Source organism: Amorphoplanes friuliensis DSM 7358, assembly GCF_000494755.1.
Lineage (GTDB): Bacteria > Actinomycetota > Actinomycetes > Mycobacteriales > Micromonosporaceae > Actinoplanes > Actinoplanes friuliensis.
Map to the genome: position 1 here is coordinate 5,949,153 of NC_022657.1, position 26,154 is coordinate 5,975,306.

The following is a 26,154-nucleotide window of genomic DNA, read 5'->3' on the forward strand; positions in this document are numbered from 1 at the left end:
CGGCGGCTCAGACGAAGGCGCTCTGGCCGGTCACCGCGCGGCCCACGATCATCGTGTTGATCTCGCGGGTGCCCTCGTAGGAGTACAGGGCCTCGGCGTCGGCGACGAAGCGGCCGATGTTGTAGTCCAGCACGATGCCGTTGCCGGCCAGCAGCTCGCGGGCCCAGCCGACCACCTCGCGCATGCGGGTCGTCGTGTACGCCTTGGCCAGCGCCGAGTGCTCGTCCTTGAACTCGCCCGCGTCCTGCAGCTGGGCCAGGCGGACCACCATGCCCAGTGACCCGGTCACGTTGCCGAGCATCCGCACGAGCAGGTCCTGGACCAGCTGGAACTTCGCGATGGGACGACCGAACTGCTCGCGCTCCTTGGCGTACGCGAGGGCGATCTCGTAGGCGGCGAGCATGACCCCGACCGCTTCCCAGGCCACACCGCTGCGGGTCTGCCGCAGGATCTTGGCCGTGTCCTTGAAGGTGTTGGCGTTCTGGAGGCGGTCGGCCTCGTCGACGACACAGTCGGTCAGGACGATGTCGGCGTTCTGGACGATGCGCAGGGCGATCTTGTTCTCGATCTTGGTGGCGCGGAAGCCCGGGTTGTCCTTGCCGACGACAAAACCCTTGACCTGGTTGTCCTCGAGATCGCGGGCCCAGACGACGATCAGGTCGGCGAACGTCGCGTTGCCGATCCACCGCTTCTCGCCGTTCAGGATCCACCGGTCACCGTCGCGCCGGGCCGTCGTGCGGAGACCGGCCGCGACGTCCGAGCCGCCGGTGGGCTCGGTCAGGGCGAACGCGCCGATCTGGTCGAAGGACGTCATGGCCGGCAGCCAGCGCTCCTGCTGCTCCGGCGAACCGCAGGTGGTGATGCTGCCCATGGCCAGGCCCGAGTGCACGCCGTAGAATGTCGCCATCGACGCGTCCGCGTGGGCCATCTCCAGGGCCAGCCAGCCGGAGAGCAGGTTGGACTGCTCGCGGCCCGCGATGCCCAGGTCGTGATAGCCCTTGATCAGCGGGTACGGGAACTCGGCCCGCGACCAGTGATCGTTCGCGATCGGCGTCACCTCGGCGGCCAGCCAGGCGCGGACCCGTTCGACGACGGCGGCCTCCTCGGCGTTCAGCAGGTCCTGGAACCGGTACAGATCTCCCACCAGCAGCTCCGACATGGGGGTCGTATACCCAGGTGACGCCGTCACTAGACTGTGACGCCATGCTCACCATGCAGGATGCTCTCGCCCGGCTCACCGCGTACTGGACGGATCAGGGGTGCCTGGTCGTCCAGCCGATGAACACCGAGGTCGGCGCCGGGACCTGGAACCCGGCCACGTTCCTGCGCATCCTCGGTCCGGAGCCGTGGCGGGTCGTCTACGTGGAGCCCTCCGTGCGGCCCGACGACTCCCGGTACGGCGAGAACCCGAACCGCCTCCAGACCCACACCCAGCTGCAGGTCATCCTCAAGCCGGACCCGGGCAACCCGCAGGAGCTCTACCTCGGCAGCCTCACCGCCCTCGGCATCGACGTCGCCGCGCACGACGTCCGCTTCGTCGAGGACAACTGGGCCTCCCCCGCGCTCGGCGCCTGGGGCCTGGGCTGGGAGGTCTGGCTCGACGGCCTGGAGATCACCCAGTTCACCTACTTCCAGCAGGCCGGCGGTCTCAACCTCGAGCCGCCCTCGGTGGAGATCACCTACGGCATCGAGCGCATCATCATGGCCCTGCAGGGCGTGACCCACTTCAAGGACATCGAGTACGCCAAGGGTGTCAGCTACGGCGAGGTCTTCGGCCAGGCCGAGTACGAGATGTCCCGGTACTACCTCGACGACGCCGACGTGGCCACCAACCGCCGGCTGCTCGAGCTCTACGCCGCCGAGGCCCAGCGCATGATCGACGAGGGCCTCCCGGTGCCGGCCCACTCGTACGTGCTGAAGTGCTCGCAGGCGTTCAACGTCCTCGACTCCCGCGGTGCCGTCTCGACCGCCGACCGGGCCGCCGAGTTCGGCCGGATGCGCCGCCTCGCCGGTGACGTTGCCCGTCTCTGGGTCGCCCGCCGCGACGAGCTGGGGCACCCGCTCGGCGTGGTCGAGCCGCTGCCCGCCGCGGCCGCCTTCGAGACCGTCGTGGAGGGCACGGCCCCGCGCACCCTGGTCTTCGAGATCGGCACCGAGGAGATGCCGCCGAGCGAGGCCCGCACCGCCCGTACGCAGGTGCAGCGCGAGCTCACCGAGCGCCTCGCCGGGACGCGCCTCGCGCACGGCGACATCCGCGTGCACGCCACACCGCGTCGCCTGATCGCCGTTGTCGACGCGGTCGCCGCGCGCGAGGAAGACCACGTGCGTACGGTCAAGGGCCCCAAGACCACGGCGCCGGAGAAGGCGATCGCGGGCTTTGCGCGTTCCCAGGGTGTCTCGGTCGAGTCGTTGCAGACGGCCGAGGTCAACGGCGTGGCCCACCTGGTGGTGGAGAAGCACGAGGCGGGACGCGCCGCACCGGCCGTCCTGGGTGACGTGCTCGCGAAGGTCGCCGGCAGCCTGCGCTCGGCCAAGAACATGCGCTGGAACGATCCCGAGCTGGCGTTCACCCGTCCCGTCCGCTGGCTCGTCGCCCTGTGGGGTGACGAGATCGTGCCGGTGGCCGTGTCCGCGCTGCTCGCCGGGCGTGAGACCCGCGTGCTGCGCACCGCCGCGCAGCCCCGGGTGAGTGTGGCCTCCGCGGAGTCGTTCATGGAGACGCTGGCGATCAACGGCATCGTCGCCGACGCCGACGACCGCCGCGAGCTGATCGTCACCGGCGCCCAGGACCTGGTGTGGGACTCCGGCAAGATCGACGTCGCGGGCGAGAGCGCGCTGATCGACCAGATCACCTACCTGGTCGAGCAGCCCACGCCGCTGCTCGGCACCTTCGACGAGCGTTATCTCGAGCTGCCCTCGGCGGTGCTGACCACGGTGATGCGCAAGCACCAGCGGTACCTGCCGGTCCGCGACGCCGACGGTGCGCTGCTGCCGATGTTCGTGACGGTCGCCAACGGCCTGGTCGACGTCGAGCTGGTCCGCGCCGGCAACGAGGCGGTCCTGCGGGCCCGCTACGAGGACGCGGCGTTCTTCTACCGCGCCGACCGGCAGCTGCCGCTGGCCGCGATGCGCGACAAGCTGTCCCGGCTCACGTTCACCGACAAGCTGGGCTCGATGGCCGACCGGGCCGGCCGCATCGCCGCCCTGGCCGGCGCGCTGGCCGACGGCCCGTCGCCGACCCTGGAACGCGCCGCCCAGCTGGTCAAGTTCGACCTCGGCTCCCAGCTGGTGACCGAGATGACCAGCCTGGCCGGTGTCATGGCCCGCGACTACGCCCTCCATGCGGGCGAGACCCGGGAGGTGGCGCAGGCCGTCTACGAGGCCGAGCTTCCCCGCCAGACCGGCGACGACCTCCCGGTGTCGCTGCCGGGCGCGCTGCTGTCCCTGGCGGACCGCCTCGACCTGGTCACCGGTCTGGCCGCGACGGTCGGCCTGCCCACCGGCAGCAGCGACCCGTTCGCCCTGCGCCGCGCGGTGCTGGGCCTGCTCGCCGTCCACCGCGCCCACCCGGCCCTGTCCGGCATCAGCCTCACCGACGCCCTGGCCGCGGCGGCGGCGCTGCAGCCGGTCGAGGTGCCCGGTCGTGTCCTGGTCGACACCGGCGAGTTCCTGGCCAAGCGTCTCGAGCAGGTCCTGGTCGAGGAGGGGCACCCGGTCGACCGGGTCCGCGCGGTCCTGCCCCACGCGGGCCGTCCGTCGTTCGCCGATCTTCTCCTGGCCCAGCTCGGCCGGCTCATCGCGGACCCGAGGTTCCTGGCACTGGCCGAGGCGATCCAGCGCTCGCGCCGCATCGTCCCCGACGGCACGGCGGCGTCCTACGACCCGTCCGTCCTCAAGGAGCCGGCCGAGGTCGCCCTGCACGAGGCCGTGGTGTCGGTGCGCGGTGAGCTCGATGCCGCAACCGATCTCACGCACTTCACCGCGGTGGCGGGTCGCATCACCGATCCGATCAACACCTTCTTCGACGACGTCTTCGTGATGGCCGACGATCCGGCGGTCCGGGCGGCCCGCCTCGGCCTGCTCGCCACGATTCGCGACCTGGGCGCCGACCTGCTCGACTGGCCCCAGCTCCGCCTCTGACCGGTGCCCGGCAGGGTCAGGCCTGGAGGTAGGTGCCGGGGGTCTGACCGGTGACGCGGCGGAAGGCGGCGATGAAGGCACTCGTCTTCCGGTAGCCGACCTGCCGGGCCACCGAGTCGACGGTCGCTCCCGCGGCCAGCAGCGGGATGGCGGCGCGCACCCGGACCCGGGTGCGCCAGCGGGCGAAGCTGAGTCCGGTCTCGTTCTGGAAGAGCCGGCTCAGCGTCCGCAGACCGGCGTGGGTGTGATCGGCCCAGGCCGCGAGGTCACGGGGGTCGGCCGGGTCGGCAATGAGCCGTTCGGCGATGACCCTGATGCGGGGGTCGGCCGGCAGGGTGACGTGCAGGTCGTGCGGTGGCAGGGGTGTGAGCCGGCTGAACAGCAGCGCCTCGGCGTGGACCCGGTCCGGATCGCCCGGATCGGTCTCGAACAGGTGCGTGATCAGCGCCTGCACCAACGGCCCGCCGGAGACGCCGGTGGGCCGCGGCCAGGCGACCGGGCAGGTCGCCGGGTCGAAGACGAGGGCGGATCCGGCGCCCCCGCGCAGCACCGCTCCGCTGTGCTCGACGTCGCCGGGCACCCACAGCCCATGCCCGGGCGGTACGAGCCAGTCGCGTTCCGCGGCGGTCACGAGCACCGTGGCGGTCCAGGTCCACAACAGCAGGGGTTCGGGGTGGACATGGGTCCCGAAGTCGTCCCGGGGCCCGGACTCGCCCCGGTCGATGCTCAGGATGAGTGACGGGACCGGGCTCATTCGCTGATCATGCCCTCGAGCGCCGACCTTGGCCGTTTCGGGGTATCGGTTGGCCTCCGAGCGCACGGTGGCCGCTCTAGCGTCGACGGAGTGATCATCAACGAGAACAAGGGCCGGATCCTGGTGTCCGGGGCGAGCGTGGCCGGTCTGACCGCGGCCTGCTGGCTCGACCGTTTCGGTTTTGCCGTGACCGTCGTCGAGCGATCAGCCGGTCTGCGCCCGGGCGGACAGGCCCTGGACATCCGCGGCCCGGCGCTCGAGGTGGCGCGCCGGACGGGCGTTCTGGAGGACTTCCGCCGCCGGACGACCCGGCTGCGGGGCATGTCGATGGTGGACGACTCCGGGACGGAGATCCACCGCTCGACGGAACGCACTCTCACCGGTGGCCGCCTGGACTCCGAGGACCTCGAGGTGCTGCGCGACGACCTGGTCGAGATCCTCCGCGAGGCGTGCGGGCCGGACGTGCGGTTCGTCTTCGACGACCGGATCACGGGCCTGCGGCAGGACGAGCACGGGATCGACGTCGACTTCCGCCACGCCGCACCGGAACGTTTCGACGTGGTGATCGGCGCCGACGGTGCGCACTCGGGCACCCGGCGGCTGGTGTTCGGTCCCGAGGAGCCCTTCCTGCGCTACATGGGCGGCTACGTCGCGGTCATGACCATTCCCAACTTCCTCGGCCTGGACCACTGGCAGACCTTCTACCTGAGTGAGAACGACTCCGGTGCCGGGCTGATCGGTCTGGACAGCAGCGGCACCGCCCGGGCCTACCTGGGTTTCGGGAGCAAGGAACCCGTCGTCTACGACCATCGCGACGAGGACGCCCAGAAGCAGCTGCTGGCCGAGCGGTCCGCCGGGCTGGGCTGGGTGGTCCCGCAGATCATCGAGCACATGAAACACGACGCCTCGGGGTTCCACTTCGACGCCCGCATCCAGGTGATCATGGAGCACTGGACGCGAGGGCGGGTCGCGCTGGTCGGCGATGCCGGTTATGCGGTGTCGCTGACCACCGGGCAGGGTGCGTCCATGGCGATGGTCGGCGCCTACGTCCTGGCCGGCGAGATCGCCGCCGCGGCCGAGGACCCGGCGACGGGCATCCGCCGCTACGAGGACAAGATCCGCGGGTACGTGCTGCGCAACCAGGCGGCCGCGCGGAAGCTCAACGACGAGGACACCCTCGGGCCCGGTGACTTCACCGACTTCGGGACCCTGGTCGAGGACCTGCCCCTGCACGACTATCTGCCGCTGGGAGCCTGAGATGGCCGGACTTGCCGGACGACTGGCCGACCTGGCCAGTGGGGCCATGCTGGACGATGCGCAGGTCACGGGGTGCAGCCGGCTCTCGCCCGCCTTCGTCCGGGTGGAGCTGTCGGCCGAGGCGTTCCGGAAGGCGGCCTGGGTGCCCGGGGCAAAACTGCAGATGCGGCCCCGGCGCGGCTCGCTCAGCCTGCGCACCTACACGCCGATCAGCTGGGACACCGCCCGCGGTACGACCGAGCTGATCGCATACACGCACGGGACCGGTCCGGCGGCGCAGTGGTTCGAGGAGGTGGCCGAGGGCCGGACGTGTGAGGTGTTCGGGCCGCGCCGCTCGATCGACCTGCGCGAGGCCACCGGCCCGGTGCTGTTCATCGGCGACGAGTCCAGCGTGGCGCTCGCCTGCGCGCTGCGGACCGTCGGCGACGACGTGACGTCCGTCTTCGAGGCGCAGGATCCGGCCGGGCTCACCGGTGTGCTCTCCGGGCTGGGCATCACCGAACGGGTCACGGTCGTCGCGAAGTCCACCGACCGTGGCGAGTTGCTGCGCCGGGCCCGCGACGGTGCAGCGCGGACGGCGTACACCTTGGTGGTCACCGGCGACGCGGCGACGGTGCACGCGGTCCGGCGTGACAGCCGGGGCTGGGAGCACAAACCCCGGCAGGTCAGGGGCAAGGCGTACTGGGCCGAGAACCGCACCGGCCTCGACTGAGCCGTCCTCAGGCGGCCCGGGGCAGGCGGTCCGGCAGGGTCAGGGTGATGCGGCTGAGCAGCTCACCGTCGGTGGCGAACTGCGCGTGCAGCGCAAAACCGGCGAGGATCCAGCGGTCCCACGGGCCGTAGTCACCGAGGAAACGGTCACGGTAGGGGTCGCCCTGCTCGTCGGGGCGGCCCAGCATGGCCCACAGGTGGGAGCGGCGGGCGACACTGCCGGCGCCGCCGGGGATCTCGCCCTGGTAGGACGTGAAGCCGTCGTCCCCGTTGAAGTGGAGGAACACCGTGGTGACCGTGCCGTGCGCGTCGGCGGCGAGCTCCACACCGGCGTCGCGGGCCAGGTAGGAGCGGGACAGCCCGGAGCCGACCGCCGGGCCGGACCGCGGGATCAGGCCGTACTCCTGGCAGATCTGCTGGACACGGGCCTCGAGCACCGTGCGGCCGAGCAGCATCGTCAGGTCGGTGCGTCCCACCGGGCGGGCCAGGGGCTGCGCGGGGACCACAGCCGCAGCCGTGACGGGCGCCGGCGCCGGCGCGGGTGCCGGGGAAGGTAATCCGATCGGGTCACCGTTGGAGCGGCGCGCCTCGTAGAGGGGCTCGTTGGAGCCGCCGGTCTGCGGGCGGGGCTTGGACCCGTACCGGTCGTCAGGCCGTGTGACCTGCGTGTTCCGGTCGGGGCGACGCTCGAGAAATCCCATGGTGTCTCCCACGACGGCGTTTCACGGTGAGCGTTCGGACCACCACCCTAAGCCGATCACTTATCGGCCTCAAGGGATGACCTGGACTCCAGGTGCCCAACAGGACACACCGGTACACCTCTCCCCGATGATCCTTCTGACGGCGTTTGCCGGGGAGCCACGGCGACTTCGCCTCGGCGTCGGACGCATCGCCTGAACTCGGCTTCGGGAGGTACGGCGACGGTCGCCGGCGGATCCCGTGGAGGAAACCGTGGCAGATCGCCGACAGGTGCTGCGCTTCGGCGCGCTGGCCGCCGGCGTACCGGCCGTGCTCGGGGCGGCGACGCCCGCCCTCGCGACACCGCAGCACGAGGGGCACGGAAGGCACGACGAGGACTCGCTCGTCGTGGGACACCGGGGCGCCTCCGGCTACCGGCCCGAGCACACGCTCGCGTCGTACGAGCTGGCCGCCCGGATGGGCGCCGACTTCATGGAGCCGGACCTGGTCTCGACCAAGGACCACGTCCTGGTGGCGCGGCACGAGCCGGAGATCGGCGGGACCACCGACGTCGCGTCGCGGCCGGAGTTCGCCGCGCGGAAGCGCACCGTCGTGCTCGACGGCGTGTCGGTGACCGGCTGGTTCACCCACGACTTCACGCTGGCCGAGCTCAGGACCCTGCGGGCCACCGAGCGCATCCCGCAGGTGCGCCAGCACAACACCCTCTACAACGGACTGTTCCAGGTTCCGACGTTCCAGGAGATCCTGGACCTGCGCAAGAAGCTGTCGCGGGAGCTCGACCGCGAGATCGGCGTCTTCCCGGAGACCAAGCACCCGACCTACTTCCGCCGCCTCGGCCTGGACCTGGAGACGCCGCTGGTCCGGGCGCTGCGCCGCAACGGCCTGGACCGGGCCGACGCCAAGGTCTTCGTGCAGTCGTTCGAGGCGAAGAACCTCGAGCTGCTGCACGACGAGTACCGCCTGCGGGCGCCGATGGTGTTCCTGACCAGCGCGGCCGGCAGCCCGTTCGACGACACGAAGACCTACGCGGACTACCTGACGCCGGCCGGGCTGCGACAGCTCTCCCGGTACGTCGACGGCATCGGGCCGGAGAAGAACCAGATCATCCCCCGTAACGCCGACGGCACCCTGGGCACGCCGACCGGCCTGGTCGCCGACGCCCACGCGGCCGATATCAAGGTCATGCCGTACACGTTCCGGGCCGAGAACCAGTTCCTGCCGGTCGACTACCGGGTCGGGACGGACCCCAACGCGTACGGGCGGGCCATCGACGAGCAGGTCACCTTCCTCAAGACCGGGCTCGACGGGCTGTTCACCGACCAGCCCGACATCGGCGTCCTGGCCCGCAGCGTCGTCTTCGCGAAGGTCTAACTCGCGAGCCGGCGCGCCAGCTCGGTGCGGGAGCGGACGCCCATGCGGGCGAAAACGTTGCGCAGGTGGTGATCGATCGTCCGGGGGCTGAGGAAGAGCTGCTCGGCGACCTCCCGGTTGGTGGCCCCGTCGGCCACCAGCCGGGCGATCCGCTCCTGCTGAGCGGTCAGCCCGGGGGCCGCCGGGACCGGCCGGGACGGTACGGCCGCACCCGCCGCCCGCAGCTCGACGTCCGCCTGCACGGCCCACGGCCCGGCGTCGAGCAGGCGGAAGGTCTCCTCCGCCCGCCGCAGGTGCTCGCGGGCGGCACCCGGGCGCCGCCGTCGGCGCAGGTCACGACCGAACAGCAGCTCGGTGTGCGCCCGCGCGAAGTCCGCGTCGCCCCGCCGGTGCTGGCGCAGCGCCTCCTCGAAGTGGTCCTCGGCCGCCTGCGGGTCAGCCGAGCGCAGCGCCCGGCACCGGGCCCGCAGGGCGAGCCAGGACGGCTGACCCGTACCGGCGGCCCAGCGGTCGAACGGTTCGAACGCGCCGTCGAGCGTGGCCGTCCGCGGGTCGCAGCGCCAGTCCGCCTCGATCAGGTGCGGGGTCGAGGCGATCTGCACGACCAGGTTCCCGTGGCCGGAAGGCGCCAGAAAGATCGTGCCGAGACGGTCCACGGTGGCCTGCGGGCGGCCCTCGACCAGGTCCAGCAGCGCGAGCGCCCACTCGCACAGGGCCCGCGCCTGACCCGGGCCTTCGGCGCTGTCGTGGGCGTCCGCCTCACGGACCCGCAGGACACAGGTGTCGCGGTCACCGACCAGCGCGGCCAGCACGGCGAGTATGCCGAGATGGCTCTCGGCCAGGCCCGGCTGGCCGGTGGCGCGGGCCAGGGCGGCACCCTCGGTCGCGGCGGTCGTGGCGGCCTCGTAGTGCCCGGTCGCCAGCCCGGCGAAGGCGGCCACCTCCAGCCCCTGCGGGACCAGGGCGACCTCACCGCGCTGGCGGGCCAGGGCCACCGCGCGGCCGGCGAGCGTCCGCGCACCCGGGCCGTCGCCGACGAAAACACCGGCGTGGGCGGCGCGGATCAGCGCGGCCGGGTCCTCGACGCGGGTGGCGAGCCGCAGGACGGTCCGCAGGTGGCCGAACGCCGCGGCGTGCTCTCCGGCGTACAGGCCGGACAGCCCGGCGACCTGGTGGTAGGCCAGTGCGACGGCCACCGGTTCGTCGCCGCGGCACAGCGCAAGGGTCTGCCGGGCCACCTCCGGATAGCGGCCGTGCTCCCCTGCCAGGTGCACGGCCTCCCCGGCGAGCAGCAGCGCGTCGAGGGCGGCGGGGACGTCGTGGGTCGCGAGCCGGGCGGCCGCGTCGAGCAGCGTGTCACGGGCGACGACGGGGTCGCCCTCCCGCAGGTCCATCTCGCCGGTCAGGTGACGGGCCCGGGCGTGCGCACGGAACGCCGTGCGGCGGGCGACCCGGCGCAGCAGCAGCCGGGCCTGGTGCCGCTCACCGGCCAGCCACGCCTGCCGGGCCGACGCGACCAGGGCATCCGCGGCCATGTCCGGCTCGGTGCAGAGCCCGGCGGCATACCTGTACGCGGCCGTCGCCGTCGGTGGCGGCCCGTCGGCTGCGGCGTCGAGGAGTTCGGCGGCCAGGCCGTCGTCGGCACCGGGCGCGGCGGCGGCACGGTGCACGAGGCCCCGCAACCGCTCGCCCCGTCCGGTGAGCACGACGGTCAGCTCCCGGTGCGCGGCCCGGCGGGCGGCGAGCGGGGCGTCGTAGTAGATCACCGCACGCAGCACCGCCGGGACGAACTGGACGGTGTCGGCGGTGATCGTGATCAGGCAGGCCTGCTCGGCCACGGCGAGGTCGTCGGCACCGGCGGCAGCGAGCAGCTCGCCGGGGGTGAGGTCCGCGTCCGCCGCCGCGAGCAGCAGCGCGTGGCGGGTGCGCCGGGGCAACCGGGCCACCACCGCCCGGCAGCTGCGCCCGAGTGCGCTGGTCGTGGACAGGGTGCACGGCGGCGGAACGGTGCCGCGGATCTGCTCCGGTGTGAGTGCTCCGGCGATCTCCAGCAGGACGGCGGGGTCACCGCCCGCGAGCCGGATCAGCGCGACCGCCACCTCGCCGGGCAGCCCCGGGAGCCGGTCGGCCAGCAGTGCTTCGGCGGCCTCGTCGTCGAGGGCTTCTTGCACTAGTGGTGCAACTACCATACGGGCCAGTTTCGGCCGACGATGCCCGGATGTGCAAGCCCCGCGATTTCACCGATGTGTCAAAAATGTTTCGCGCGCCGGCTCGATCAGGCGGGTTTGATCCAGTCGAAGGTGCGCTCGACCGCGCGGCGCCAGTTGTCGTACTCCGAGTCGCGGACCGCCGGGTCCATCGCGGGCATCCACTGCGCCGCGCGGTGCCAGTTGCGGCTCAGATCCTCCAGGTCGGACCAGTAGCCGACCGCCAGGCCGGCGGCGTAGGCGGCACCCAGCGACACCGTTTCGCTGGCGAGCGGGCGGACCACCGGCACGTCGAGCACGTCCGCGACGAACTGCATGAGCAGATTGTCGGCCGTCATCCCGCCGTCGACCTTGAGCGTCTTGAGGGTCAGGCCGGAGTTGGCGTTCATCGCGTCGACGACCTCGCGGGTCTGCCACGCGGTCGCCTCCAGGACCGCCCGGGCCAGATGACCCTTGGTGATGTAGGAGGTCAGGCCGACGATCACACCGCGGGCCTCGCTGCGCCAGTGCGGGGCGTACAGACCGGAGAAGGCCGGGACGATGTAACAGCCACCGTTGTCGCTGACCGTCCGGGCCAGGGTCTCGATCTCCGGCGCGCTGGCGATCAGCTCGAGCTGGTCGCGGAACCACTGCACCAGCGAGCCGGTGATCGCGATCGAGCCCTCGAGGGCGTACTGCGCGGGCTCACCGGCCAGCTGGTACGCCACCGTGCTGAGCAGCCCGTGGGTCGAGCGGACCAGCTCCGTACCCGTGTTGAGCAGCAGGAAACTGCCGGTGCCGTACGTACATTTGGCCTCGCCCGGGGTGAAGCAGGTCTGCCCGAAGAGTGCGGCCTGCTGGTCGCCGAGCGCCGCCCCGATGCGGACGCCGGGGAACGCGGCCGTCGCCGTGCCGAAGACCTCGACCGACGGGCGGACCTCGGGCAGCATCGCCATCGGCACACCGAAGAACGCGCACGCCTCCGGCGACCACCGCAGGGTGCGCACGTCGAGCAGCATCGTGCGGCTGGCGTTGGTGACGTCGGTGACGTGCAGGCCGCCGGTGAGGTTCCAGATCAGCCAGGTCTCCATCGTGCCGAACAGCACCTCGCCGCTCTCGGCGCGTTCCCGCAGGCCGGGGGTGTGGTCGAGCATCCAGCTGACCCGCGGCCCCGAGAAGTACGTGGCCAGCGGCAGCCCGCACCGCTCCTGCACCTCGTCGGCGCCGGGTGCGGCGACGAGCGCGTTGACCAGGCCGTCGGTGCGGGTGTCCTGCCAGACGATGGCCCGGCCGACCGGCACACCCGTACGCCTGTCCCACAGCACCGTGGTCTCGCGCTGGTTGGCGATCCCGACGGCGGCGACCTGCTCCGTGGTGATCCCGGCCCGGCTCAGGGCCAGCGGAGCGAGGCGTTCGACGTTGCGCCAGATCTCCGCCGCGTCGTGCTCGACCCAGCCCGGCCGCGGGAAGTACTGCTTGTGTTCCTGCTGGGCCAGGGAGACGAGCTGACCGTGCCGGTCGAAGACGATGCACCGCGTCGAGGTGGTGCCCTGGTCGATGGCGACCACGTAGCGCTCGGTCATGGTTCCTCCCCCTGAGCCTCAGTGCCGGGCGGCCCCGAGATCCCGGGAGACCGCGCGGGCGGCGTCCCGGACGTAGCCGACCAGCTGCGGCTGCGGCCGGTACCTGGTGTCGCAGATCCGTTCGACGAGGCCGGAGACGCCGATCGCGCCGACGACCAGGCCGCCGTACCCGCGGATCGGTGCGGCGATCGCCGCCTCGCCGAGGGTGAGCTCCTCGATCTCGGCGGCCCAGCCGGCCAGGCGCACCTGTTCCAGGGCCGCGGCCAGCTCGCGGGGCGACACGACGGTGCGCCGGGTGAACTGCTCGAGCTCCGCGGGCGGCAGCGCCGACCGGTACGCGAGCAGAACCTTGCCGAGCGCGCTGGCGTGCAGCGGCAGGAGCGTGCCGATGTCGAGGGTCTGGAAGGTGTCGTCGGGCCGGAAGACGTGGTGGACGACCAGCACGCGTCCCTCGAGGACGGTGCCGATCCGGACAGCCTCACCGCTGCGGGCGGCGAGCGGGTCCGCCCAGTTGATCGAGCGGGAACGCAGTTCGTTGATGTCGAGATAGCTGGTGCCGAGGTGCAGCAGTGCCGCGCCGAGCTGATAGCGGCCCGACACCCGATCCTGTTCGACGAAGCCGACATGTTGCAGCGTACGCAGGATTCCGTGGGTCGTGCCCTTGGCGAGATCGAGAGATTTCGCGATCTCTCCCAGACCGAGCCGGCCCGTGCCACCGGCGAGCATCCGAAGGATCGCGGCTGCTCGCTCGATCGACTGCACCGTTCCGGGCACGTTTCCGATGCTATGCCGATCCGTTACGACACGCGCACGCTGAGCGTTCGACAATGCCGAACGACGTTCATTGCCGGGCCCTCCAGGCCTCCTTAACGTCGGGTCACATCGGACCCTGGAGGGCACATGGCAGCACGACTGAAGATCCCGGGAATGCTCGGCGAACTGGCCGCCGAGTTCGCCGGGACCATGATCCTCATCCTCTTCGGCGTCGGCGTCGTCGCGCAGGTCGCGGGTGGCGGCATCGGCGACCACGACAGCATCGCCTGGGCCTGGGGCCTCGGCGTCATGCTCGGCGTCTACGTCGCCGGACGCATCAGCGGCGCGCACCTCAACCCGGCGGTCACCATCGCCCTCGCGGTCTTCAAGGGCTTCGAGTGGCGCAAGGTCGCCCCCTACTCCCTGGCCCAGCTGCTGGGGGCGTTCGTCGCCGCGCTGCTCGTGCGGTGGAACTACACCGAGGTCCTGCACGCGGCCGACCCCGGTCTCACCATCAAGACCCAGGGCGTCTTCTCCACCCTGCCGGGAAACGGGACATTGCCGGTCAGCGAGTGGGGCGCCCTGCGCGACCAGGTCATCGGCACGGCGATCCTGCTGTTCCTCATCCTGGCCATCACCGACGCCGCGAGCACTCCCCCGGGCGCCAACCTGACGCCGTTCATCATCGGCCTGCTCGTGGTCGGCATCGGCATGGCCTGGGGCACCAACGCCGGCTACGCGATCAACCCCGCGCGTGACCTCGGCCCGCGGCTCGCCAGCTTCTTCACCGGATATGGTGGCGCGTTCCGCGACCAGACGGGTTATCTGTACTTCTGGATCCCGATCGTCGGCCCCATCGTCGGCGGGATCGTGGGCGCCGGCCTCTACCAGGGACTCATCGGGCGGTTCCTCCCGTCCGACGCCCCGCAGGAGCCCGGTGAGCTCCCCACCCAGCGAACCGAACCCGTGGAGGCAAACCGTGGCTGACTTCGTCGGTGCCGTCGATCAGGGCACCACCAGCACCCGATTCATGATCTTCGACCACGGCGGGAACGAGGTCGGCCGCCACCAGCTCGAGCACGAGCAGATCCTCCCGCAGGCCGGCTGGGTCGAGCACAACCCGATCGAGATCTGGGACCGCACGGTCTCCGTCATCCGTACGGCCATGCAGAAGGCGAACCTGCAGGCCAGTGATCTGGCGGCACTGGGCATCACCAATCAGCGCGAAACCACCGTGGTGTGGAACAGGCGCACCGGGCGGCCCTACTACAACGCGATCGTCTGGCAGGACACGCGTACCGACCGGATCGCCTCCGCCCTGGACCGGGACGGGCGCGGTGACGTCATCCGGCAGAAGGCCGGCCTGCCACCGGCGACGTACTTCTCCGGCGGCAAGATCCAGTGGATCCTGGAGAACGTCGACGGGGTCCGCGAGGCGGCCGAACGCGGTGAAGCGGTCTTCGGCAACACCGACAGCTGGCTGCTCTGGCACCTCACCGGTGGCGTCGACGGCGGCAACCACATCACCGACGTGACCAACGCCAGCCGCACGATGCTGATGAACCTCGAGACCCTCGAGTGGGACGACGAGCTGCTGTCGTTCTTCAACATCCCGCGGCAGATGCTCCCGGAGATCCGGCCGTCGTCGGACCCGAACACCTACGGCATGGCCCACGCGCCGGGCCCGCTGGGCGGCGACGTCCCGCTCACCGGCGACCTCGGTGACCAGCAGGCGGCGATGTTCGGCCAGGTCTGCTTCGCGCCGGGCGAGGCCAAGAACACCTACGGTACGGGCAACTTCATGCTGCTCAACACCGGTACGGAGCTGGTGCGCTCGAACAACGGCCTGCTCACCACGGTCTGTTACAAGTTCGGCGACGCGGCACCGGTCTACGCCCTGGAGGGCTCGATCGCCGTCACCGGCTCGGCCGTGCAGTGGCTGCGCGACCAGTTGCACATCATCAACGCCGCCTCCGAGAGCGAGACCCTGGCGGCGTCGGTCCCCGACAGCGGCGGCGTCTGTTTTGTGCCGGCGTTCTCGGGGCTGTTCGCGCCGTACTGGCGTTCCGACGCCCGCGGCGCGATCGTCGGCCTGTCCCGCTTCAACACCGACGCGCACATCGCCCGGGCCACCCTCGAGTCCATCTGCTACCAGAGCCGCGACGTCGTCGAGGCCATGGCGCAGGACTCCGGCGTGACCCTGGACGTGCTCAAGGTCGACGGCGGCATCACGGTCAACGAGCTGTGCATGCAGATCCAGGCCGACGTCCTGGGTGTGGCGGTGAGCCGGCCCGTCGTGGCCGAGACCACCGCACTCGGCGCCGCGTACGCCGCCGGTCTTGCCGTCGGTTTCTGGAAGTCGACCGACGAACTGCGCGAAAACTGGAACGAGTCCCGCCGCTGGCAACCGGAGTGGAACGACGAACAGCGGGCAGACGGGTACGGCCGGTGGAAGAAGGCCGTGCAACGCACTCTCGATTGGGTCGACGTTGACTGACACCACGCTCTCACCGGCCGCGCGGGAAGCCGCGCTCTCCGCGCTGGCCGGCAACGAGGTCGACGTGCTCGTCGTGGGTGGCGGGGTGGTGGGCGCGGGCAGTGCCCTCGACGCCGCCACCCGCGGCCTGTCCGTCGGCCTGCTCGAGGCGCGCGACTTCGCCTCGGGCACGTCCAGCCGGTCCAGCAAACTCATCCACGGCGGCCTGCGCTACCTGGAGATGCTGGACTTCGCGCTGGTCCGCGAGGCCCTGCGCGAACGCGGCCTCATCCTGACCCGGCTCGCGCCGCACCTGGCCCGCCCGGTCCCCTTCCTCTATCCGTTGCAGCACCGCGGCTGGGAACGCCTCTACGCCGGCGCCGGTGTGCTGCTCTACGACACGATGGCCGCGGCGGCGCCCGGCCTGCCGCGGCACCGGCACCTCTCCCGGCGCGGCGCGCTGCGGGTCGCTCCGGCGCTGCGGCGTGACGCCCTGGTCGGTGCGTTGCAGTACTACGACGCCCAGCTCGACGACGCCCGGCACACGATGTTCCTGGCCCGCACCGCCGCGGCCTACGGCGCGCACGTCGCGTCCCGCGCCGAGGTGGTGGGATTCCTCCGGGAGGGCGAGCGGGTCACCGGCGTCCGGGTCCACGACCTCGAGCACGACAAGACCTTCGAGGTACGCGCGCAGCAGGTCATCAACGCCACGGGTGTGTGGACCGACGACACCCAGGCGCTGGTCGGCGAACGCGGGCAGTTCCACGTCCGCGCGTCCAAGGGCATCCACCTGGTCGTGCCCCGCGACCGCATCCAGTCGGCGACGGGCATCATCAGCCGCACCCCGAGCAGTGTCCTGTTCATCATCCCGTGGGGCCGGCACTGGATCGTCGGCACCACCGACACCGACTGGACGCTGGACAAGGCGCACCCGGCCGCGTCCAGCACCGACATCGACTACCTGCTGGACCAGGTCAACAAGGTGCTCGCCACCCCGCTGACCCGCACCGACGTCCAGGGTGTCTACGCCGGCCTGCGCCCGCTGCTCTCCGGCGAGTCGGAGTCCACGTCGAAGCTGTCCCGCGAGCACACCGTCGGCAGCCCCACCCCGGGCCTGGTCGTGGTGGCGGGCGGCAAGTACACGACCTACCGGGTGATGGCCCGCGACGCCGTCGACGCGGCGGTGCACGGGCTGGGCCGCTCGGTACCCCGGTCGTGCACGGAACGCGTACCGCTGCTGGGCGCCGACGGGTACCAGGCGCTGTGGAACCGCCGCCGCGTCCTGGCCGACGAGTCCGGCCTGCACGTCGCACGGGTGGAACACCTGCTCGGGCGGTACGGGTCCCTGATCCACGAGCTGCTCGACCTGATCAGGGCCGATCCCGGCCTCGGCAAACCGGTCGACGGCGCCGACGACCACCTGCGGGCCGAGCTGGTGTACGCCGCCAGCCACGAGGGCGCCCGGCACCTCGAGGACGTCCTCACCCGGCGTACCCGGATCTCCATCGAGACCTTCGACCGCGGCCTGGCCGCGGCCGATGTCGCGGCCGACCTGATGGGTAGCGTCCTGGGCTGGAGCCCCGACCAGACCGACCGCGAGGTCCGGAACTACCGCCTCCGCGTCGAGGCCGAACGCGCCTCGCAGGAACAACCGGACGACGAGACGGCCGACGCGGCCCGCCTCGGCGCCCCCGAGGTGGTGCCTCTCCGCACCCCCTGACTCCGGGCGGTCACTCAGCCACCGGCGCGGGCACGCAGCATTTCGGCGCCCGCGCCGGTGAGAGTGCCGCCGTGGCCGGCGCGGCCGGTCATGGCCATGATCAGGGCGAGGGTGCTGCCGGAGACGAGCTCTCCCGAGCCCGCCGTGAACGGGCTGTCGTCGGCCACCAGCCGCAGGCCACCGATGCGGCCCTTGGCCAGGACCACCATGTCGGTACCGGAGTAGTAGGTGGCCACCTGGGCGAGGGTCGCCGCCGGGTAGTCGCGCCGGATGCCCAGCGGATGGCGGATGTCCTCGCCGTGCACGACCATCTCGCCGAGCATCGCCGGCACCGGGATCGGCGGCTTGGTCGTGCTCGTGACGACGGCACGGAAACGCTCCCACGTCTCCGTGCCGTCGGCGCCGAGTTGCTCGCGCAGCCGCATCGTGACCTGCTTGTCAAAATCGAACCGGCAGCGGATCACCCCCGCCAGCCAGCGCGGGCCGTTCAGCCGGGCGGCTGCGGTCAGGTGCGCCAGGACCTCACGCACCGACAACCCCTCACACAGCGACGGTGTCTGCCACCGCTCGCCCGGCAGATCCTTCAGGTCCCCGGCGAGCGCGGCCCGCTCGGCATGTACCAGCTCCCACACCTGCGCCAGTCTGCCAGCCGGCCGCCCGGGTCTCACGGTTTGCCGCAGGTCAGTCGAGTACGAGATAGAGGCGTTTGCCGGCCGGGCGGAAGCCGACACGTTCGTAGACGCGCCAGGAGTCCTCGCCGGAGGCTTCCAGCCAGGCGATCTCCGCACCCCCGCGGAACAACGCGCCGGCCACCGCCGCGGTGATCGCGCCGGCCAGGCCACGGCGGCGGTGCTGGTCGCGGACGGCGATGCCGGCCACTTCGCTGACGTTGTTGCCGGGCGGAACGGCCTGGCCGCCTCCGGCGCAGGTGCCGTCGGACGCGACGGCCACGATCGCGATGCCCCCGGCGGCCTGCAGGCGCTTCACTCGCGCCACGTCGGCTTCGGTGGCCACCGGCTCGCCGCCGAAGGCCTCGTTCTGAGCCCGGATCAGGGCCGCGATCTCCTCGGCGGTGACCGGCTCGCGCACGTCGTACCCGTCCGGTGTGGACGGCACGGTGAGCGAGCCGGGCACGCAGACGAGATAGTCGTGCCGGGCCTCGACGGCGAACCCGGCGGCACCCAAGAGTGCTTCGAGCCCGGGTGCGGTGCTGGACACGTACTCGAGGCGGGGTTTGCGGCCCACCTGCCGGAAGGCGGCGACCAGGGCGGACACGTCCGCCGCGCTGATCGGTACGCCGGGCCGGGGTGTCGCGTAGTTGATGTGAGGGCTGTCGGTGCCGGGGTCGACCCCGATGACAAACGGTCCCACCTCGACGGGTGCGGGACGGGCCGACAGGTTGGCGACGACGGACTGCTGGATGCGGGCATCCATGATCAAGACGAACCTCTGACGGTGAGAAGTGAAGACGCTGGAGACGTGCTCAGATGGCCGAGGGCCGAACCGAGATCACAGGCGTCATTCCTTCAGTCAGAGGTGCGGAAAGGCAGCTTGTCACGGCGCCGCGGAGGCCGCAATCGGTTATCGGAAGCACGACATTGACGCTGGCCGATGGGGCTTCTAGCCTTCTGTCATGGGGGCAGTCGTTCGCACGTGGACCCGTCGTCTTCTCGGTGCGGGCCTGGCCGCGGCGCTGGTGGTCAGCGGACCGGCTGATCCCGCAGCGGCCGCAGTGCCCGTGCTGCTGAGCGACGACTTCCAGGACGGCAACGCCGCGGGCTGGCGAACGTCCGGTGGCCGCTGGTCGGTCGCCGACGAGACGTTCCGGCAGGACTCGGTCAGCGCCCGGGCCACCGCACGCACCGGCGATCAGTCCTGGTCGGACTACGCCGTCTCCGTACGCGTACAGCCCCTCGCCTACCGCGACTCCCGCTCATCGGCCGGCGTGCAGGCGCGGGTGCAGAGCGACGGCAGCCACTACTACCTGACGACCCGCGCCGACAACAAGGTCGAGCTGGGCCGGGTGGTGAGCGGACGGACCACCGTGCTGGCCACCGCCGACTACGCCTCGGCGCTGCAGTTCTGGCGATCGCTGAGCCTGGTCGTGAAGGGCTCGCAGCTCATCGGTGTTGTCAACGGCACGCCGCTGCTCAACGCCACCGACACCCGCCTCACCCGCGGACGCGCCGCCGTCGCCACCAACTACGCCACCGCGGCGTTCGACGACGTCCGTGTCGACGGCTGGACGGCGACCTCACCCGACACGCAGGCGCCGCTCGCACCGGGACGGCCGAGCGTTGTCGAGGTCACGCCGACCACCGTGACACTCACCTGGCGGCCGACGATCGACAACGTCGGCGTGGTGGACTACATCGTCTACCAGGGTGAGCAGTTCTATCAGCAGATCCCGGTGCGAACTGTCACCGGCACCGGCCCCGTGACCCTGCCCTTCAGCCCGACGGCGGCGTCCATGCAGTTCTCCGTCGCAGCCCGGGACGCGGCCGGCAACGTCTCGCTCGTCACGGACCGCACGAGCGTCCCGCAGCCACCGAGCTACCCGAAAACCGGTGACGACGCCGTGGCGCCTTCGGCCCCCGGAAGCCCGGTGCTCAGCGGGCGGACCGCCGACGGCCGCGGCATCCTGACCTGGACCCCGGCGACCGACAACGTCGCTGTCCGCGAATACCACGTCATCCTGGTCACCAACATCGACGAGGTCCGGCTGCTGGCAAAGGTCAGCGAGCCGACCGCCACGGTCACCGTCAACGGCAGCAACCCGCTGGTGCGAGTGATCGCGTACGACGCCGCGTGGAACTCCGCGTCCAGCCCCCTGGTGCCCTACGGCCCGACCCCGACACCCACGCCGACTGCCTAGCGCCGCCGGCGCATGTCAGCGGAGGCCGGCGTAGATTACGGCGAGGGTGCGGGTTTGGAGGTCGGGGGGCCAGCCGCCTTGCAGGGCGCCTTGGCACAGGCTGACCAGGAGGGCCATGACCTCTGGCAGGGCGATGTCACGGCGTACCGTGCCGGCGGCCTGGGCCTGGTGCAGCAGATTGCCCACCGCGTCGCCCAGGGTGGCCACCGCTGAGGGGATGCTGATGCCGACCAGCTCGACCACCATGCGTTTGTCCGCGGCCTGGGCGACGAGGCGTTCGAAGAAGGTGAAGAGGCCGTCCGCGCCGCCGAGCTCGGACGCGTCCTGAACCAGGCGGGCCAGCAGGCGTTTGAGGATCGCGGCCAGCAGGTCGTCCTTGGACGGGAAGTGCCGGAAGACCGTGCCGATCGCAACGCCGGCGCGGCGGGCGACCTCCTCGGTCGACGCGGACGCGCCCAGCTGCGCGAACACCTCTTCCGCGGCGTCCAGGATGCGTTCCCGGTTGCGCTGCGCGTCTGCCCGCACGCCATCCCCCTTGGAAAATGAGTCGTGACTCACTATGGTAAGTCGAGCCGACACTCAGTTTAACGGAGGGAGCCCCGTGACACCTCGACAGCTCTTCGAGCGCGTGCGCGAGCACTGGCTGACCGACCGGCCCGCTTTCGACGAGGACATGCTCACCGATGACGTGGTGCTGGAGACGCCGTTCGCGCCACCGGGCCGGCCGGTCCGGCGGGAGGGCAGGGCGGAGGTCCTCGCGTACGTCCGCGCCGGGCACGCCTCGGTGCCGTTCCGCTTCGACGGCTGTCACGTCGCCGCGGTCCACGACACCGCCGACCCGCGGACCATCGTCGTGGAGTACGAGCTGGCCGCGACGATTCCCGCCACCGGGGTTTCCGCGTCGGCGCCGTTCATCGCGGTGCTGACCGTCCATGAAGGACGTATTGCGCGATGGCGTGAATACCAGCACTCGATGTTGCTCGCCGCCGCGATGCCCGGTTAACAGCGCAGGAGGCCAGCCCGGTGTTTGGCCGCGAGGACGTGGGAGGCCGCGTCGGTCACCCGGGCCGCGAAGACCGGTGAGGTGCGGGCCGCGGCGAGGAGTGCGGCGACCATCGGTCCGACGTTCTGCGGGCGGATCGTCAGCGCGAGGTCGCCGCCCGCGTCCAGGAAGCGTACGGCCCGGTCACCGGTCGGCACGGACTCGACCGCGTCGGCCGCACCCAGGTCGTCGGACATGATCAGGCCGGTGAAGGCGTACCGTTCCCGCAGCAGGCCCGTGACGATCGGCCGGGAGAACGCCGCGATCGACGCCGGATCGATCCGGGGGTAGGTCGCCAGCGAGATCATCACCCCGGCCGAGTCCTGCCGCATCCCGGCCCGGAAGGGATCCAGGTACGGGTCGTCGACGGTCGCCGTGCGGTCGACGGCGCGTGTGGACGTGTCCGTGTTCGCGCGGACCCGTCCCAGGCCCGGGAAGTGCTTGAGGATCGTCAGGACTCCGGCGCCCTGGGACGCGGCCACGACCGTACGGATGTCCTCCGCGACTTTGATCGGGTCGGAGTCGTACTGGCGGCGGAACGCACCGATGGGCGGGTTCCTGTCGTCCGTACCGGAGGGGACCGTGTCGGCGACTGGCGCGAGGTTGACGGTGACGCCGATCCCCGCCAGGCGATCGGCGCTGTCGCGCACCGTGCGGCGCAGCTCGTCCGGCGGGCCCGCGCCGAGGGTCGTGGCGGCGGGGATGTCCGGGAAATCGGTGCCCTGCAACGCCTGGACGCTGCCGCCCTCCTGATCGACCGAGACCAGCAAGGGCACCTTCGCGGTGCGCTGCAACGCCGTGATGTCGGCGCGCAGGCCGGCCGAGGAGCGGGTGCTGCGCCCGGACAGAAAAACGCCGCCGAGGTGATAACCGGCGACCAGACCACCGATCCCCTGCGGTGAGTGCAGCGGGACGCCGACCATCAGGGTCTGGCCGACCTGTTCCTCGAGCGACATCGTCTCCACCGCGGCCGTCACACAGGCCGGGAACGTGCCGGCGGGCGACGACACCGTGGACGTGGCGGGTGGACGACTGACAACCGGTGCGGGCGGGCCGACGAGCGCGAGCACCACGACCGGCAGGGCCCACCACGATCTGATCATCATCCGGGCCCACGCTAGCCGGGCGGCACAACGACGGATGGGGCCACCGGAGTGGCCCCATCCTCGTGCTGCGGTTACTCGTTCAGGCTGCAGGCGCCGAAGCGCTCCAGGCCCTCGGGCCGGTCGGCGTTCCGGCCGATCGCCGTCTCGATGCGGTTGAGCGTGGCGATGCGCTTGTCCTCCAGCGGGCCGAGGATCGCGTTCTGGATGAAGTTCGGGCCACCCTGGCCGATCGTCGACGCGAGACGGTTGTTCGCCTCGGCGATCTGGGTGTCGAGCAGCTCCAGGTTGCGGGTGACCTCGGCCTGGGCCTGCGCCGGGATCGCCGGCAGGCCGGTGACGTCGGGGCAGTTCACGGTCGGCGCCTCACCGGTCCCGACCTCGGTCGGCGCCGGCTCCGCTTCCTCGCCACCGTCGCCGTTCTCGGCTTCCTCGCCTGCGCCACCGTTCCCGGCTTCCTCGCCGCCGCCGCCGTTCTCGTTGAGCGAGCACGTGGCCAGGCCGTCCACGTCCAGCACCGGCTTGTCCGCGTTCCGGCCGATCGCCGTGGCCATCCGGTTGATGGTCGCGACACGCTTGTCCTTCAGCGGGCCGAGGATCGCGTTCTGGATGAAGTTCTTGCCACCCTCACCCACGCTGGACGCCAGGCGCTTGTTCGCCTCGGCAATCTGCGTGTCGAGCAGGGCCAGGTTGCGCTCGATCTCGGCCTGGGCCTGCGCCGGGACCGTGCCGAGCTCGTCGGCCACCGCCGGGCAGTCGACGGTCGGGGCGGCGCCCGCAGCCGTGTCGGGAGCTTCCGGGGCCGCGGTGGGTTCGGGTGCGGCCGCGCCGCCACCGTTCTCGTTCAGCGAGCACGTCGCAAGCTTGTTCACGTCGAGGTCGGGCTTGGGGGCGCTGCGGCCGATCGCGGTCGCCATCCGGTTGATGGTCGCGACACGCTTGTCCTTCAGCGGGCCGAGGATCGCGTTCTGGATGAAGGCGGGACCACCCTCACCGGCGCTGGTGACCAGCCGCTTGTTCGCCTCGGCGATCTGCGTGTTGAGCAGGGTGAGGTTACGGGCGATCTCGTCACTGGCACGGTCCGGCACGGCGCCGAGCGCTCCGGCGACTCCGGGGCAGTTCACCGTGGGCGGGCCGCTCTCTGCGGCGGATGCGACACCCAGGCCGACACCGACGAGCACCACGGCGACCGCACCGACTCCGGCGATCTGCCAGCGTCGGGCGGTGGTACGGGAGGAATTCATTCTTCGCCTGAGCCTTCCTGTCGTAGGACCTCGCCCCCTCATACGGAAGCGCTCCCACGAAGGATCAAGATCTGGCGAAGAAAGTGTTCACGGTGCGAGGGTGCGGCCGTCCAGCTTGCGGAACGCGTCCGCCACCAGCTCCCGCAGCACGGCGTCGTCGACATCCGCGAGCCGCTTGAGATAGAGACACGCCTTGCCGAGCCGGTGCGGGCCGAGCCGGTCGAGGATCTCCTGCTCGAAACCCGCCGACAGGTAGATCGTCATGGCGGTCTTGCGGGGCGACAGCCCGACCACCGGCCAGTCGCCCTCTTGCCCCGAGGCGTACCGGTAGTGGTAGCTGCCGAAGCCGACGATGGACGGTCCCCACATCACCGGCGCGACCCCGGCGGCCTCGGCCATCAGCGCGCAGAGGGCCTGGGCGTCGGCGCGCCGCTTCGGATCCTGCACAGCGGCGAGGAAGTCCCCCACGCTGGCACCGGTCGGGACGGTTGCGGGGCCGGACATGGTCAGCTCACGATCTGCAGGTCAACACCGTCGGCCAGACGGTACGGGTTGGTGACGACCAGGGCACCGATGGCACGCCGCAGCCGGGAGATCTCCGCCCGGACGGTCACCACGTGCGCATCGTCGCCGTAGAGCGCCCGGCTCAACCGGCCGGCGCTCAGCCCCTCGGCACCCGCGTGGTGCAGCAGCGTGAGAATCTCCGCATGCCGCCGGGTCAGCGGCGCCCGCCACACCGACCCGGCCCCGGTCACCGACAGCAGCGGTGACCCGGTCCGGTCCAGCCGCGCCCGGATCGTGTGCGCCGCCCCCGCCGGGCGCACGATCCAGCCCTCGGCAAGTCGTTCCGGCAGACACAGACCCAGCCCGGGTACGGCGAGAGCCGTGTCTGCCCGCGGCGCGGCAATGCGGTCGCGAGCGGCCACACCGGAATTGTGCGCAACCCAGCCGTGATCGTCGACGATCAGCAACGGCCCGGCGGCGGTACCGACAATGTGCTCAGCGGACCGCCGCAACCGCTCCAGCCGTGCGGCGTGGTGCCGCCACAGCTGCGACTCGGCCAGACGTACGCCCGTACCAACCAGCGCCTCGATCGCCGGATGCAGAGTCAGAGCGGGTCCGCTGACGTCGACGATGCCGAGCAGCTCACCCGTACGCGGGTCGTGAATGGGGTGTGCACTGCAATACCAGGCGTGCTGCGCCTGCTCGAAGTGCTCGGCCGAGAAGAGCTGCACGGGTGCCGCCTCGACCAGGGCCGTACCGATGGCATTGGTCCCGACCACAGACTCGGTCCAGGTGGCGCCCTCCCCGAACCCGAGCGTGTCGGCGCGGCGCAGCACGGACGGGCCGCCGACACGCCACAGGATGACCCCGTCGGCGTCGGTCACCACCAGCAGGGCGACATTTTGGATCACCTGGGCGAGCTCGCCGACGATCAGACTCAGGGGCGACTCGCGGCGGCGGCGCTCAACCTCGTCCCGGGTGAACGGGTCACGGGCGTTGGCACCGTCGGGGTCGAGCCCGGCTCGCATGACACGGGACCAGGAGCGGGCGACCACGGCGCGGGGGCGGCCCGGGGCACGACGGCCACCGAGCACGGCATCGTGGACCCGGGTCAGCTCGCGGGCGTGCTGGGACAGGTCCGTGCCGGGGCTGATCGCGCTCAACTCGCCCACGCTCCGGCCTCCTCACCGACTCGGCGAGCGTAACCCGCAGGCTGTGACGGGCGCCACACCGCGAGCGAGAAAGGCCAGCCTCGAGGAAGTTGGGCTCTCACCCGGCGGCCGGCCCAGGCCCAACTTCAAGGAAGTTGGGCCTCCATGGGGTTGGCCAGGCCCAACTTCAAGGAAGTCGCCCTCCAAGCGCGCGATCAGGGCCAACTACGAGGAAGTCGGGCAAGCACGCCGCCGGCCGGGCCCAACTTCAAGGAAGTCGGGCCCTCACTCGGCCGGACAGCCCCAACCTCAAGGAAGTTGTGCCCCTACGCCGCTGGCCCAGGCCCAACTTCAAGGAAGTCGGGCCCTCGCCCGGCCAGATAGGCCCAACCTCAAGGAAGTCGGGCCTTCACCCGCCCAGATAGGCCCAACCTCAAGGAAGTCGGGCCTTCACCCGCCCAGATAGGCCCAACCTCAAGGAAGTCGGGCCTTCACCCGCCCAGATAGGCCCAACCTCAAAGAAGTTGGTCCTCCACGCAGCCGGACAGCCCCAACTATAAGGAAGTCGGGCCCCCACCCGGCCGC

The 26,154-nt window shown here is 71.4% G+C and carries 22 protein-coding genes; 9 read left to right on the forward strand and 13 right to left on the reverse strand.

Annotation, left to right across the window (positions count from 1 at the left end; all coding sequences use genetic code 11):
- Positions 1–7 precede the first annotated feature (7 nt).
- The gene (locus AFR_RS27520; RefSeq protein ID WP_023560080.1) at positions 8–1,159 is read right to left on the reverse strand and encodes an acyl-CoA dehydrogenase family protein; all 1,152 of its coding nucleotides are present in this window, start codon (positions 1,157–1,159) and stop codon (positions 8–10) included.
- A gap of 44 nt (positions 1,160–1,203) precedes the next feature.
- On the opposite strand from AFR_RS27520, the gene AFR_RS27525 reads away from it, so the two are divergent.
- A complete protein-coding gene (locus tag AFR_RS27525) occupies positions 1,204–4,140 on the forward strand; it encodes a glycine--tRNA ligase (protein ID WP_023560081.1) in 2,937 nt (978 codons plus the stop codon).
- 16 nt (positions 4,141–4,156) lie between these two features.
- On the opposite strand, the gene AFR_RS27530 is transcribed toward AFR_RS27525, so the two are convergent.
- Positions 4,157–4,894 (reverse strand): AraC family transcriptional regulator, encoded by a 738-nt coding sequence (locus AFR_RS27530; RefSeq protein ID WP_023560082.1) that lies wholly within the window; start codon positions 4,892–4,894, stop codon positions 4,157–4,159.
- A gap of 90 nt (positions 4,895–4,984) precedes the next feature.
- On the opposite strand from AFR_RS27530, the gene AFR_RS27535 reads away from it, so the two are divergent.
- Together AFR_RS27535 and AFR_RS27540 are read left to right on the forward strand one after the other, a co-directional pair.
- Complete coding sequence (locus AFR_RS27535; protein WP_023560083.1) at positions 4,985–6,151, forward strand: FAD-dependent monooxygenase; 1,167 nt, start codon at positions 4,985–4,987, stop codon at positions 6,149–6,151.
- A 1-nt stretch (position 6,152) separates the two neighbouring features.
- Positions 6,153–6,863 (forward strand): siderophore-interacting protein, encoded by a 711-nt coding sequence (locus AFR_RS27540; RefSeq protein ID WP_023560084.1) that lies wholly within the window; start codon positions 6,153–6,155, stop codon positions 6,861–6,863.
- Between the two features lie 7 nt (positions 6,864–6,870).
- On the opposite strand, the gene AFR_RS27545 is transcribed toward AFR_RS27540, so the two are convergent.
- A complete protein-coding gene (locus tag AFR_RS27545; RefSeq protein ID WP_023560085.1) occupies positions 6,871–7,563 on the reverse strand; it encodes a DUF6392 family protein in 693 nt (230 codons plus the stop codon).
- Between the two features lie 250 nt (positions 7,564–7,813).
- Between AFR_RS27545 and AFR_RS27550 the strand changes: the two genes are divergently transcribed.
- Positions 7,814–8,932 carry a glycerophosphodiester phosphodiesterase gene (locus AFR_RS27550; protein ID WP_041842788.1) on the forward strand — a complete coding sequence of 373 codons (1,119 nt, stop codon included), beginning with the start codon at positions 7,814–7,816 and terminating at the stop codon, positions 8,930–8,932.
- Here the strand turns inward: AFR_RS27550 and AFR_RS27555 are convergent.
- From AFR_RS27555 to AFR_RS27565, 3 genes are all read right to left on the reverse strand, one after another.
- Positions 8,929–11,103 carry a helix-turn-helix transcriptional regulator gene (locus AFR_RS27555; protein WP_023560087.1) on the reverse strand — a complete coding sequence of 725 codons (2,175 nt, stop codon included), beginning with the start codon at positions 11,101–11,103 and terminating at the stop codon, positions 8,929–8,931. The two genes, AFR_RS27550 and AFR_RS27555, sit on opposite strands and share 4 nt — an antisense overlap.
- 104 nt (positions 11,104–11,207) lie before the next feature.
- Entirely contained in the window at positions 11,208–12,701 is a 1,494-nt protein-coding gene (gene glpK / locus AFR_RS27560; RefSeq protein WP_023560088.1) for a glycerol kinase GlpK, read from the reverse strand.
- A gap of 18 nt (positions 12,702–12,719) precedes the next feature.
- On the reverse strand, positions 12,720–13,475 hold the full coding sequence (locus AFR_RS27565) for an IclR family transcriptional regulator (protein ID WP_041841182.1): 756 nt from the start codon (positions 13,473–13,475) through the stop codon (positions 12,720–12,722).
- Positions 13,476–13,601: 126 nt separating this feature from the next.
- Between AFR_RS27565 and AFR_RS27570 the strand changes: the two genes are divergently transcribed.
- Genes AFR_RS27570 through AFR_RS27580 form a run of 3 tightly spaced genes read left to right on the forward strand, consistent with a single transcriptional unit; the run spans position 13,602 to position 17,650 of the window.
- Positions 13,602–14,441, forward strand: a complete 840-nt coding sequence (locus tag AFR_RS27570) for an MIP/aquaporin family protein (RefSeq protein ID WP_041841183.1) — start codon at positions 13,602–13,604, stop codon at positions 14,439–14,441.
- A complete protein-coding gene (gene glpK / locus AFR_RS27575) occupies positions 14,434–15,951 on the forward strand; it encodes a glycerol kinase GlpK (RefSeq protein WP_023560091.1) in 1,518 nt (505 codons plus the stop codon). The genes AFR_RS27570 and glpK (AFR_RS27575) overlap by 8 nt, the downstream gene beginning before the upstream one ends.
- Positions 15,944–17,650 (forward strand): glycerol-3-phosphate dehydrogenase/oxidase, encoded by a 1,707-nt coding sequence (locus AFR_RS27580; protein WP_023560092.1) that lies wholly within the window; start codon positions 15,944–15,946, stop codon positions 17,648–17,650. Before glpK (AFR_RS27575) ends, AFR_RS27580 begins: the two co-directional genes overlap by 8 nt.
- Before the next feature lie 14 nt (positions 17,651–17,664).
- Here the strand turns inward: AFR_RS27580 and AFR_RS27585 are convergent, their stop codons facing one another.
- On the reverse strand, positions 17,665–18,282 hold the full coding sequence (locus AFR_RS27585; RefSeq protein WP_023560093.1) for a maleylpyruvate isomerase family mycothiol-dependent enzyme: 618 nt from the start codon (positions 18,280–18,282) through the stop codon (positions 17,665–17,667).
- Between the two features lie 49 nt (positions 18,283–18,331).
- On the reverse strand, positions 18,332–19,084 hold the full coding sequence (locus tag AFR_RS27590) for a GNAT family N-acetyltransferase (protein WP_023560094.1): 753 nt from the start codon (positions 19,082–19,084) through the stop codon (positions 18,332–18,334).
- A 199-nt stretch (positions 19,085–19,283) separates the two neighbouring features.
- Between AFR_RS27590 and AFR_RS44020 the strand changes: the two genes are divergently transcribed.
- On the forward strand, positions 19,284–20,525 hold the full coding sequence (locus AFR_RS44020; RefSeq protein ID WP_148308072.1) for a 3-keto-alpha-glucoside-1,2-lyase-like domain-containing protein: 1,242 nt from the start codon (positions 19,284–19,286) through the stop codon (positions 20,523–20,525).
- 15 nt (positions 20,526–20,540) lie between these two features.
- On the opposite strand, the gene AFR_RS27600 is transcribed toward AFR_RS44020, so the two are convergent.
- Positions 20,541–21,050: a TetR/AcrR family transcriptional regulator gene (locus AFR_RS27600; protein WP_023560096.1), complete on the reverse strand. Its 510-nt coding sequence runs from the start codon at positions 21,048–21,050 to the stop codon at positions 20,541–20,543.
- 76 nt (positions 21,051–21,126) lie between these two features.
- Here AFR_RS27600 and AFR_RS27605 point away from each other — a divergent pair, with 76 nt between their 5' ends.
- Positions 21,127–21,528, forward strand: coding sequence for a nuclear transport factor 2 family protein (locus AFR_RS27605; protein ID WP_023560097.1), 402 nt, complete (start codon positions 21,127–21,129; stop codon positions 21,526–21,528).
- On the opposite strand, the gene AFR_RS27610 is transcribed toward AFR_RS27605, so the two are convergent.
- The 4 genes from AFR_RS27610 to AFR_RS27625 form a co-directional block, all read right to left on the reverse strand.
- The gene (locus AFR_RS27610) at positions 21,525–22,673 is read right to left on the reverse strand and encodes a glycoside hydrolase family 3 N-terminal domain-containing protein (protein WP_023560098.1); all 1,149 of its coding nucleotides are present in this window, start codon (positions 22,671–22,673) and stop codon (positions 21,525–21,527) included. The two genes, AFR_RS27605 and AFR_RS27610, sit on opposite strands and share 4 nt — an antisense overlap.
- Positions 22,674–22,744: 71 nt before the next feature.
- Positions 22,745–23,914 carry a hypothetical protein gene (locus AFR_RS45385; RefSeq protein ID WP_023560099.1) on the reverse strand — a complete coding sequence of 390 codons (1,170 nt, stop codon included), beginning with the start codon at positions 23,912–23,914 and terminating at the stop codon, positions 22,745–22,747.
- An 87-nt stretch (positions 23,915–24,001) separates the two neighbouring features.
- Positions 24,002–24,418, reverse strand: coding sequence for a DUF1801 domain-containing protein (locus tag AFR_RS27620; RefSeq protein WP_023560100.1), 417 nt, complete (start codon positions 24,416–24,418; stop codon positions 24,002–24,004).
- 2 nt (positions 24,419–24,420) lie between these two features.
- Complete coding sequence (locus AFR_RS27625; RefSeq protein ID WP_023560101.1) at positions 24,421–25,590, reverse strand: sigma-54-dependent transcriptional regulator family protein; 1,170 nt, start codon at positions 25,588–25,590, stop codon at positions 24,421–24,423.
- Positions 25,591–26,154 lie beyond the last annotated feature (564 nt).